Source organism: Massilia yuzhufengensis (genome assembly GCF_900112225.1).
Classification (GTDB): domain Bacteria; phylum Pseudomonadota; class Gammaproteobacteria; order Burkholderiales; family Burkholderiaceae_D; genus Telluria; species Telluria yuzhufengensis.
In genome coordinates, this window is sequence record NZ_FOLD01000003.1 from 81,665 (window position 1) to 92,972 (window position 11,308).

At 66.8% G+C, this 11,308-nt stretch carries 8 protein-coding genes; 5 read left to right on the forward strand and 3 right to left on the reverse strand.

Annotated elements, in window-relative coordinates; translation table 11 throughout:
- Window positions 1-106 precede the first annotated feature (106 nt).
- Together BM031_RS03920 and BM031_RS03925 are read left to right on the forward strand one after the other, a co-directional pair.
- Complete coding sequence (locus BM031_RS03920; protein WP_091871422.1) at window positions 107-1,342, forward strand: urate hydroxylase PuuD; 1,236 nt, start codon at window positions 107-109, stop codon at window positions 1,340-1,342.
- Window positions 1,342-2,577, forward strand: a complete 1,236-nt coding sequence (locus BM031_RS03925) for a M20/M25/M40 family metallo-hydrolase (RefSeq protein ID WP_091871424.1) — start codon at window positions 1,342-1,344, stop codon at window positions 2,575-2,577. Before BM031_RS03920 ends, BM031_RS03925 begins: the two co-directional genes overlap by 1 nt.
- A gap of 11 nt (window positions 2,578-2,588) precedes the next feature.
- On the opposite strand, the gene BM031_RS03930 is transcribed toward BM031_RS03925, so the two are convergent.
- The 3 genes from BM031_RS03930 to BM031_RS26185 all read right to left on the reverse strand — a co-directional run bounded on the left by BM031_RS03930 (window position 2,589) and on the right by BM031_RS26185 (window position 7,548).
- Window positions 2,589-4,832, reverse strand: coding sequence for a hypothetical protein (locus BM031_RS03930; protein WP_091871427.1), 2,244 nt, complete (start codon window positions 4,830-4,832; stop codon window positions 2,589-2,591).
- A gap of 70 nt (window positions 4,833-4,902) precedes the next feature.
- The gene (locus BM031_RS03935; protein WP_091871431.1) at window positions 4,903-7,263 is read right to left on the reverse strand and encodes a S9 family peptidase; all 2,361 of its coding nucleotides are present in this window, start codon (window positions 7,261-7,263) and stop codon (window positions 4,903-4,905) included.
- 153 nt (window positions 7,264-7,416) lie between these two features.
- Window positions 7,417-7,548 (reverse strand): hypothetical protein, encoded by a 132-nt coding sequence (locus BM031_RS26185; protein WP_267873305.1) that lies wholly within the window; start codon window positions 7,546-7,548, stop codon window positions 7,417-7,419.
- Window positions 7,549-7,890: 342 nt separating this feature from the next.
- Between BM031_RS26185 and BM031_RS03940 the strand changes: the two genes are divergently transcribed.
- The 3 genes from BM031_RS03940 (at window position 7,891) to BM031_RS03950 (ending at window position 11,303) form a co-directional block, all read left to right on the forward strand.
- Window positions 7,891-8,547, forward strand: a complete 657-nt coding sequence (locus BM031_RS03940) for an ANTAR domain-containing response regulator (RefSeq protein WP_091871434.1) — start codon at window positions 7,891-7,893, stop codon at window positions 8,545-8,547.
- Between the two features lie 42 nt (window positions 8,548-8,589).
- A complete protein-coding gene (locus BM031_RS03945) occupies window positions 8,590-9,756 on the forward strand; it encodes a CmpA/NrtA family ABC transporter substrate-binding protein (RefSeq protein ID WP_229408517.1) in 1,167 nt (388 codons plus the stop codon).
- A gap of 251 nt (window positions 9,757-10,007) precedes the next feature.
- Window positions 10,008-11,303 (forward strand): MFS transporter, encoded by a 1,296-nt coding sequence (locus BM031_RS03950; RefSeq protein WP_091871439.1) that lies wholly within the window; start codon window positions 10,008-10,010, stop codon window positions 11,301-11,303.
- Window positions 11,304-11,308 lie beyond the last annotated feature (5 nt).

Genomic DNA, 11,308 nt, shown 5'->3' on the forward strand with positions numbered 1-11,308 from the left:
CGGCGGCTGGGTATATCAATTGGCGTATGTCGAATATACGCTAATTTTCATGTTGCAGAAATTGAAATCACGCTATTGTCGTGGGATACCGCAACCAGGAAGGCACATGCACGACTTCGCATATCTCGCGCCCTACGGCCTCGAATGGCTCAACCTGCTGGTGCGCTGGCTGCACATCATCACCGGCATCGCCTGGATTGGCGCTTCCTTCTATTTCGTCTGGCTCGACAACACGATCCGTCCGCCGGCGCCGGGCTCGGAGCTGGCGAAAAAAGGCGTCTCGGGCGAGCTGTGGGCGGTGCACGGCGGCGGCTTCTACAACCCGCAGAAATACCTGGTGGCCCCGGCCGAGCTGCCGAAGGAACTCCACTGGTTCAAGTGGGAAGCCTATTCCACCTGGATCTCCGGCTTCGCGCTGCTGGTGATCGTCTACTACCTCAATGCCCAGGCGATGATGGTCGACCGCAGCGTCGCCGACCTCACCAGCTGGCAGGCGGTGGGCATCGGCCTGGCCAGCCTGGTGCTGGGCTGGATCGTCTACGACCTGCTGTGCAGGTCACCGCTGGGCAAGCACGACCTGGCCTTTGGCATCACCATCTTCGCCTTCCTGGTGGCGAGCAGCTACGTGCTGACCCACCTGCTCAGCGGGCGCGCGGCCTACCTGCACGTGGGCGCGATGATCGGCACCATGATGGTGGCCAACGTGGCGATGCTGATCATCCCCGGCCAGCGCAAGATGGTGGCCGCGATGATGGCGGGCCGGCAGCCCGACCCGGTGCACGGCATCAAGGCCAAGCAGCGCAGCGTCCACAACAACTACTTCACGCTGCCGGTGCTGTTCATCATGATCAGCAACCACTATGCGATGACCTACCGCCACGAATATTCGTGGGCGGTGCTGGGCGCGATCATGGCGGCGGGCGTGTTGATCCGCCACTTCTTCAACCTGCGCCACAAGGGCCGCATCGAGTGGAAGTACCCGGCGGCCGGCGTCGCGCTGCTGGCCTTGCTGGCATTCCTTATCGCGCCGAAGGCGCCCGTGCCGGCCAGCGCCGCGGCGGGCCAGGACGATGCCGCGCGCTTCGCCCAGGTCCGCACCATCATCGACCAGCGCTGCGTGTCCTGCCATGCGCAGGTGCCGACCCAGGCGGGCTTCGCCGCGGCGCCGGCCGGGGTCATGCTGCACACCCCCGAGCTGGTGAGCCAGAACGCGATGCGCATCTACCAGCAGACCGTGCAGATGAAAGCCATGCCGCTGGCGAATCTCACCCACATGACCGACGCCGAACGGGCCCAGGTCGGCGCCTGGTTCGAAGCCGGCGCAAAAACCGGAGCCCACTGATGGCACAAGAGAACCAAGAAAAGCTGCTGGCCTGGATCGACCAGCACTTCGACGAGCAAGTGGGCTTCCTGCAGCAGGTGGTGCGCATCCCGACCGATACCCCGCCCGGGAACAACGCGCCGCATGCCGAGGCGGTGGCCGCCATGCTGGCGCAGTATGGCTGGACCGCCGAGCAGCATGCGGTACCGGAACAGGCGGTGCGCGACTACGGCATGGAAAGCATCACCAACCTGATCGTGCGCCGGCCATATGGCGCCGGTGGGCCGACGCTGGCGCTGAACGCGCACGGCGACGTGGTGCCGCCGGGCGAAGGCTGGACCCACCCGCCCTACGGCGCCGAGATCCACGACGGCGCCATGTTCGGCCGCGCCACGGCGGTCTCGAAAAGCGACTTCGCCACCTATGTGTTCGCGGTGCGCGCGCTGGAAGCGCTTGGCATCCCGCTCAGGGGGGCGCTCGAGCTGCACTTTACCTACGACGAGGAATTCGGCGGCCTGCTCGGCCCCGGCTGGCTGCTCGAGCAGGGCTTGACCCGTCCCGACTACGTGATCGCGGCCGGCTTCAGCTACAACATCGTCACCGCCCACAACGCCTGCCTGCAGCTGGAAATCACGGTGCACGGCAAGGCGGGGCACGGCGCGATGCCGGAGCTGGCGGTCGACGCGCTGCAGGCGGCGACCCGCATCCTCAACGCGATCTACGGCCAGCTGCCGGAACTGAAGAAAATCAAGTCGACGGTTCCGGGCATCGATTCACCGACCATGCTGGTCGGGCGCATCGACGGCGGCACCAATACCAATGTGGTGCCGGGCAAGGTGGTGATGAAGATGGACCGCCGCATGATCCCCGAAGAAGACCCGGCGGCGGTGGAAGCGCAGGTGCGCGCGCTGATTCAAGATGCGGTGGCCGGCCTGCCGGGCATCCGCCTCGAGATCCGGCGCCTGCTGCTGTCGCATGCGCTGCGCCCATTGCCGGGTTCCGAGCGGCTGGTGGCCAGCCTGCAGCGGCACGGACGCGCGATCATGGGCGAAGAAGTCACGGCCCAGGGCACACCGCTGTATGCGGACGCGCGCCTGTACGGCGAACGCGGCATCCCGGCCGTGCTGTACGGCGCCGGGCCGCGCACGGTGCCGGAATCGAACGCCAAGAAGGCCGACGAGCACGTGCAGCTGGACGACCTGCGCCGCGCCACCAAGGTGGTGGCGCTTACCTTGCTGGATTTCCTCGCGCCGTAGCCGGGGACGGCCTAACGCGGCACGATGGCGAACTGCGGGCCGCGGCCGTAGTCGGGCTTGACGCTGCGCGCCATGAACTGCTGCCAGGCTTTCTTGCCCGGTTCCCCCAGCGCGTCGGCGGCATAGGCCAGGGCCGGCTGCATGTTGGACGGGAAGCCCGTCTCGACAGACGAATAGCCCACCATCTCGCCGACCTGCAGCTTGAGTGCCGCCGCCATCCCGGCGCCTGCGCACGGAAGCGCAAACAGGCTGTCGTAGGTGCTTGCGCGGTAGGCCTGGGCCATGTTCGGGTAGATCGGCGCCGACGCGCTGTCGCGGACATTGATTGCATACATCGAGGCATTGATCCAGCACATGCCTTCGGCGGTCATGCGCAGCATCGGGAACTTCGCTTTCCATGCAAGCAGCTTGCGGGCCTTGCCGAACCCTAGCTCCGCAAGGTGGCCAACCGCCGAGGTAAAGAAGTCGTCCTGCCATGGCGCGACGCCGCGTTTCTTGGCATAGCCGACCGCATAGCCATTGGTGATGATACCCAGTGCGTTAGCGTGCGGATCGTCCGTATAGGCCGCGTTATACCAGTCGAGGTTCGAATCCAGGATTTGCAGGAAATGGCGTTTGAGGGGATGCTGGTCGGGCGTGATATAGGCTGCTTCCCCAAGTGTTCGCAGTGCCCAGGCCTGGCCCCGCACCTGGTCCGGCTTGAGCAAGCCACGGCGGTTTTCGCGGTAGCCCGGATTCGACGCGAAGACGTCGTACATGGCCCAGAACTGCAGCTCCTCGAGGTCGTAATGGTCGCCGGTGAGCAGGTAGGGGAGATAGGAGAACGCGGGCTGGTGGGGAATGTCATGCGCGTTGGGCGAAAGGCAGGCGCCCGGCGCGGTACAGGCGGGGAAGGCTTCGCTCTTGCCGGTCGCGGGGTTGCGGGTGTCGCTGGCCTTGCCAAGCACCGTCATGTATGGATAATCGAGCAGGCTCACAGGCAAGCCGGTTTTCTGGTCGCGGTAATGGATGGACCAGCTGCCGGCGAGGCTGGCGGTGCCCAGTGTAATCTCGGCAGCGCGACGGTCCATGCTCAGCAGGTACATGACCGACCATGCCGGCATCAGCCCGATGTCCGGCCGCCCGCCAGTGGCCGGCATGGACCTGTGGGCCTGGCCGACGCCCATGGGCTCGGTCTTCGGGCCGTTCCATTGCGCGTACATGCCCGACAGGGTCTTGTCGCTGACCGTGACCGATTGGTCGTAATTGGGCACCGCCATGGAAGCGATCAGCTGGCGGGTATCGTGCCGCAGGTGCACGGCCGGGGTAGCGCCCAGCCAGAACACCTTGCGCCAGCGCGCATGGTGGAAATGCGTCAGGCCCTGTTTCGCATAGCGTTCCTGGCCACGGGCCGACAGCCGCACGTCGTAGGTGAAATTCTGGGGTGCGGGCTCGTAGGCCCAGTTATTCTCGATCGTGACGTCGATCCGGGCATTGCCGAGCGCCGGGTACCAGCGCAGGGCGAACCTGGCCGCCAGGTGCGGATGGGCCTCGCCGCCGGGACCGGACAGGGGCGCCGCCGCATGCCACTCGTGCACCACCGGGCCGTCCAGCCAGGACGCCGGCTTGCCTTGCGCAAGCAGCCGGGCCAGGCTGGCGGTATAGGTCTTGTCGCCCAGGGTGAGCTGCACGCTCGCGTCGGCGCCGCCGCGCAGCGCAGCCGCCAGGCTGTCCCGGCCAGCCTCGCCGGCTTTCCCGGCCTTCGGCGGCGCCGCCTTGGCCAGCCCGAATGCCATGGGCTTGCCCTGCGCCGGCTGCGGCAGCACGCCCGACACGACGGCGTGCCGGACCGACCCGTCAGGATGCAGCGCCTTGACGTCCAGCTGCAGCGGCAGGGGTTCGGCGCCCGGCAACATGGCCTGCAGGCGCTCGCCGGGACGCAGCACGCCCGGCCCGAATACCTGGCCGAAGGTCAGCGGCGCCCGGCTGTCGGTGGCGGCGCCGGTCGACTCGAGCACCAGGGTGGCCAGCGCGCCCGGGATACGGATGGCGGCAACCGGCGCGGCTTTCGGCGCGTCCTCTGCGGCGGAGGCCTGGGCTTGCTCGCGCGCCGGCGCGGGCGCCGGTCCGTAGCGCGATTCGATGACGCGCGCACCATCGAGCGCGCCGCCGGCGGGCAAGGCCTGGAAGGGTGGGGCGGCTGCCGCGGCCATCGGCAGCATCGACAGGGCGGCTGCAGGCAGCAGGGCGATCGCAGTAAAACGGCGCAGTGTCATGGGCGGGGGCGGGAAGCGTGCATGGATAAAAAAAGGCGCCCGCAAGCGCCTTTCGTCCAATCATACCGCGTTACTGCTTGAGCGTGCGCTCGAACAGCTGGTAGATGCGGCGGTACTGGTCGTACCAGGCTTCCGGCTGCACGTAGGCGTGGCGTTCCAGCGGGTAGCTGGCCAGTTCCCAGTTGTCTTTCTTCAGTTCGATCAGGCGCTGGGCCATGCGTACCGAGTCCTGGTAGAACACGTTATCGTCGATCATGCCGTGCGCGATCAGGAGGTGGCCCTGCAGCTTGTCGGCGTACTCGATCGGCGACGAGATCTTGTAGGCCTGCGGATCGATGTCCGGCGTGTTGAGGATGTTGGCGGTGTACTCGTGGTTATAGGTCACCCAGTCGGTCACCGGACGCAGCGCGGCGCCCGACTTGAAGGTTTCCGGTGCGCGCATCAGGGCCATGAAGGTCATGAAGCCGCCGTAGCTGCCGCCATATACGCCGACGTTCTTCGCATCGCCCTGGTGCTTGGCCACCATGTAGTTCACGCCGTCGATGTAGTCGACCAGTTCCGGGTGGCCCATCTGGCGGTAGATCGCGCTGCGCCACTTGGCGCCGTAGCCTTTCGAGGCGCGGTAGTCCATGTCGAGCACGATGTAGCCCTTCTGGACCAGCAGGTTGTGGAACATCTGCTCGCGGAAGTAGTTCGGGTAGCGCTTCGACACGTTCTGCAGGTAGCCGGCGCCGTGCACGAACATCACCACCGGATACTTCTTCGCAGGGTCGAGCTGGGCCGGGCGATACAGCTTGGCCCAGACCGGGTCGCCGCCATCGCTCGAGGGCACCGCCACGTACTGCGGCTCGATCCACTCGCGCGCCTTGAATTCAGGGCTGCGGGTGTCGGTCAGCTTCGATGCAGCGCCGCCTTTGGCATCCACCGTGGCCAGCTGCACCGGGGTGTAACTGGCGGAGTAGTGCACCAGCAGCTTGCGCTCGTCCGGCGACAGGCGGAAGCGCTCGACGCCGTCCAGGTTCGTCACTTCGCGGATCGCGCCATCCTTGGCGTTGACGGCGCACACTTCGTAGTCGCCCGGGGTCGCGCGGTTGCACATCACCCAGGCGATGGCGCCGTCGTGCGACCAGCGCACGTCCGAGGCTTCCCACTTGCCGGAGGTGAGGGAACGGGCCGCGCCGCCGCCGGCGTCCTGGGTGTACAGGTGCGAGTAGCCGCTTTCTTCCGACAGGTACCACAGCGTGCGGTTGTCCGGCAGCCAGCCGAATTCATTGTTGTCGTAGTTGACCCAGGCGCCGTCCGTGAGGCGGTGCAGCGGCTTGAGTTTGGCTGCCGCGAAGTCGACGGTGGCGATCCAGCGGTCCTTGTTGTCGACCGAGCGCAGCATGATGGCCACGTTGGCGCCGTTGGCGCTCCATTCGATGGCGTCGGCGCCGTCGATCACGCGCACCGCGCGGTTGCCCTTCAACGGGTCTTTCTTGGCGGCGGCGCGCAGCTCGGCCAGCGGGTCGGTGGTCACGCCCGGCAGCACGTCGAAGGACAGGTCCTGCACCTTGTTGGTGCGCAGGTCGACCAGCTTCAGTGCATGGGCCGGCGGCAGGTTGCGGCCGACGCGGGTGCGCTGGTCGTCGAATTCCTCGTAGCCCGATTCGGTGACGTAGCGCGGCATCTTCCCGACGCGGCCCTTGTCGGCGCCCTTGGCTTCAAGGACGACCACCAGCCAGCGGCCGTCCGGCGACAGCGCACTGCTTTCGATGCTGACCTTGTCGCCGAAGTAGATCGGGGCAGGCGGCAGCGACGGGTCGCTGCGGCGCTGTTCGTTCATGCGCTCGCGCAGGGCGTCGCGCTCGTCCTTCTGGCGCTTGAGGGTGGCGATCAGGCGCAGCTGCTGGTCGCGCAGCGGATCGGCCTCGTTCACGGCCGGATCCTTGGCCGCGCGCGGCAGCGCGACCGGGCCCACCACTTTCGTGGCGCGCTCCCAGCTGTACCAGTCGGTGCCGATGCGGTAGTGCACGCTGCGCTCGTCGCTCGAATACTGCGGCGCCTCCAGCCGGGTGGCGCCGCGCGTGATCTGCAGCAGCGCGCCGGACTTGAGGTCGCGTTCGAACAGGTCGCCGTTACGCAGCATCAGGACCCGGGTCTGGGACGGGTTGTAGGCCACGTCCATGCCGTCGATTTTCGCCAGCTCGGCGTCGTTCACCAGTTTCGGCTTGCCGCCCTGGGCCACCTGCCAGGTGTCGCGGATCGGCGAACCGGTGCGCTTCTGTTTGTAGAACACCGCCTTGCTGTCCCAGCTCCACCAGGCGGTTTCCGCCGGGGTGCCGATCCAGTCGGGGTGGGCCATGGCCTGGTCGAGGGTGATCGGCGTGGAAGCCGCCGCGGGCAGCGCGAACAGGGCGGCTGCGAAGAACGTGAGTGCTGGTGAACGCATCGTATGTATGGGTACCGGATGAAAGAAGATGACTTGCCAAAAATGCGAATTGCATTTTAGCTCAGCATTTCAAGCCCGGGGAAAGCGATGCGGACAGGGTGTCCACAGCATGCGGCAGGGATGGCGTACGTACGTACGGCCGTTCCCGGCCTGTCACACCAGCTGTTGCGGCGCAGTGTCAGACGCGCCTGCGGGCGCCTTCCGGTGGACGCGCAGCGTCAGCGCGACGCGGACGGCGAGGCCGCCCAGCACGATCGCGACGGTGAGCGATTCGGAAAGATTCATGCTCAGCCCCGGACGACCGGCGCCCAGCCGCCATGGGCGGCGTAGAGGTCGATCGAGAAGCTGCGCACGGCTGCGGCGGCGGAAGCGAAAAGGCGGCGGGTGGTGATGGCCATGGTGGATCTCCTGTGAATACTGTGATGTTGCGTTGCAGTATAGAGACGCTCGAGCCATAAGAAAACTTTAGATTGGTGATTCCATCGATGCGTTCTGTGAATAATTAACAGAGAAAGGTGATCGCAGATATTTACGCCGCGAATGTCTCATTGTTGCCACGGTGAATGAAAGGGGCGAGGGCAAGCGCGCCCTCAGCAGGGTGGTTCAATTCTTGCATGACAGTACGGCATGAAATCACCCGGCCCTGCCTCCGTCCCCTTGCGCATCGTTGTCGTCAATCCCGTCACCCACCCCGGCGCGGGGGGCGGGACGGAAGGCGATGCCGCGTTCGCGGAACAGGCGCGCCGCAGCGCCGCGCTGCGGATCGGGCTGCTGGAGTCGGGCTACGACCTGGTCGCTTCGCTACCGGCCGACGTGTTCCTGCCGGAGCGGATCCTGCAACTGCAGCCGGACATGATCATCGTCGACAGCGAATCGGACGCGCGCGACATCCTCGAGCACATCGTGATCGCGACCCGCGACGAGCGCCGACCGATCGTGCTGTTCACCGAAGACGACGCCCAGGCCAGCATGGATGCGGCGATCGACGCCGGGGTCTCGGCGTACATCGTGGCCGGCCTGCACGCCGAACGGGTCAAGCCGGTGCTGGACGTGGCGCTGGCGCGCTTCCGGCGCGAACAGAAACTGCTCGACGAACTGCAGGGCACGCGCCAGAAGCTGGCCGAGCGCAAGATCGTCGACCGCGCCAAGGGCCTGCTGATGGAGCGCTACCGCCTCACCGAAGACCAGGCCTACCAGCGCCTGCGCAGCATGGCGATGAACAAGAACATGAAGCTGGCCGAGATCGCCCAGCGCCTGGTCGATGTGGAAGACCTGCTCGGCTGATGCCGGCAGACGCGTATGCAAGTGAGTACCCGAAGGAGCAATATGGCAGGCATGGAAAGCAGCGGTGCGTGGATCGCCGGCTCGGACCGACCGGAGAAAACGACCGTGCGCATTGGCTTCATGCCGGTGGCCGACTGCGCCCCGGTGGTGATGGCCTCGGTACTGGGCTTCGACGAAAAATACGGCATCCGCTTTGAACTGAGCCGCGAGCTGTCCTGGACCGGCACGCGCGACCGCCTGGTGGGCGGCGGCATCGACGCCGGCCACGTCCTGGTTGGCCTGCTGTACGGCCTGCAGATGGGGATCGGCACCCCGGCGCACCAGATGGCGGTGCTGATGAACCTGAACCAGAACGGGCAGGGCATCACACTGTCCCGGGCCCTGGCCGGCAAGGCGCAAGACGGCGCCGCGCTGGCGGCGCTGCTGCGCGCCGACAAGCGCCGTCCCACCTTCGGGCACACCTTCCCGACCGGGAACCACGCGATGTTCCTGTATTACTGGCTGGCGGCGGCGGGGCTCGACCCTTTCGAGGACTGCAATGTCGTCACCGTGCCGCCGGGGCAGATGGTGTCCAGCCTGGCCGCGGGCCACATGGACGGCTTCTGCGCGGGCGAACCCTGGGGCCAGCGCGCGGTGCGCGAAGGCGCCGGCGCGCTGGCCGTGTCGAGCCAGACCATCTGGCCGAACCATCCGGGCAAGGTACTGGGCGCCAGCGCCGCCTTCGCCGCGGCCAACCCGCATACCTGCCGCGCCATGATCGCGGCGCTGCTGGACACGGCGCGCTGGCTGGATTCTTCGCGCACCAATCGCGAAGCCGCGGCCGAGGTGCTGGCCAGTCCCGCCTACGTCAACGCCGACCGGGAACTGCTGCAGTACTGCCTGGCCGGCCGCCGCTGCGGCGCAGGCGACGGCGCGCGCGGCCACAATGGGCTGCGCTTCTTTGGCGGCGGCGAAGCCACCTTCCCGTGGCTGTCCGACGGCATGTGGTTCCTGACCCAGCAGCGCCGCTGGGGCCTGCTGCGCAGCGACCCGTCCTACCGCGCGATCGCCCAGGAAGTCAACCGGCTCGACCTGTATCGCGACGCCGCCGCCATGGCCGGCGTCGACCTGCCCGATGCGCCGCTGCGCAGTTCCACGCTGCTGGGCGGGCGCGTGTGGGACGGCAGCGACCCGGCCGGCTACGCCGCCTCCTTTATGCGCACTGATTGAGACGGTGCGGATAAACGCATCATTTGTGGGCATGTTGCACCGCAATGTAGCGCGGCCAGGACCAGGCGCAGTGTGTTTCCCCCTGCGGCCACTGTGGCACGCGTCTTGCATTTACCCTGGTACAGGATCAAGGGCGATCCTCTTCATTTCGTCGGTCTAACGAGGGACCGGCAACAAAGGACAACGGCGTCCGCAGCTCCAGCACCATGCTGGAATGCGGGCGCCGTTTTGTTTTTGCTTAAGGAAGAATCATGGCCAGCAAAGCAGACAGCATCAAGCTCTTCTCGTTCACTACGGCGCCGATGCGCGCCTTCCACCTCACCTGGGTAGCCTTCTTCATCTGTTTCTTCGCCTGGTTCGCCTGCGCCCCGCTCATGCCGGTGATCAAGGGCGAGTTCGGGCTCTCGATGGAGCAGGTCGCCAATATCAATATAGCGGCAGTCGCCATCACGATCTTCGTGCGCTTGCTGATCGGTCCCCTGTGCGACCGCTACGGCCCGCGCATGGCCTATACCGGCCTGCTGCTGCTCGGTTCCATCCCGGTGCTGGGCGTGGCCCTGTCGCAGAGCTACGAAAGCTTCCTGCTGTTCCGCCTCGGGATCGGCGCAGTCGGCGCCAGCTTCGTGATCACCCAGTACCACACCTCGGTCATGTTCGGCCCCAAGGTGGTCGGCACCGCCAACGCGGCCGCAGCCGGCTGGGGCAACAGCGGCGGCGGCGCGGCCCAGGCCCTGATGCCGCTGATGCTGACCGCCTTGACGATGCTGGGCGTCTCGCAAAGCCTTGGCTGGCGCCTGGCGCTGGTGGTGCCGGGCGTGGCGATGATCGTCATGGCCTTCGTCTACTGGCGCTATACCCAGGACTGCCCGGCCGGGAATTTCTCGGACCTGCGCAAGGCGGGCCTGCTGCCGGAAGGCAGCAAGGGCGGCCTGGCGAGCTTTCGCGAAGCCTGCCGCAACCACCGCGCCTGGCTGCTGTTCGTCACCTACGGCGCCTGCTTCGGCATCGAGATCTTCATCCATAACATCGCGGCCGTGTACTACGTCGACCACTTCGGCCTGTCGCTGGGCAGCGCCGGCCTGGCCGCGGCCAGCTTCGGCCTGCTGGCGCTGTTCGCCCGGGCCCTGGGCGGCTGGGTGTCGGACCGCGCAGCACACAAGGGGAGCCTGAACAGCCGCGTCACCGTGCTGTTCGTGCTGATGATCGGCGAGGGCCTGGGTCTGCTGTGGTTCGCCAACGCGGACGGCGTGGTCTATGCCGTGATCGCGATGCTGTGCTTCGGCCTGTTCACCCACATGGCCTGCGGCGCCACCTACGCGCTGGTGCCCTTCGTGGCGCCGAAAGCCCTGGGCGGCGTGGCCGGCATCGTCGGCGCCGGCGGCAACGTCGGCGCGGTGGCGGCCGGCTTCCTGATGAAAGGCACCGGCGACATCGCCCAGACCCTGAGCATCCTCAGTGGCCTGGTGCTGGTCGCCAGCCTGTGCGCCATCGCCGCCCGTTTCACCCTGACATCGGCGGCTGCAACGCCGGCCGTCTCTGCAGCTTAAGGAGT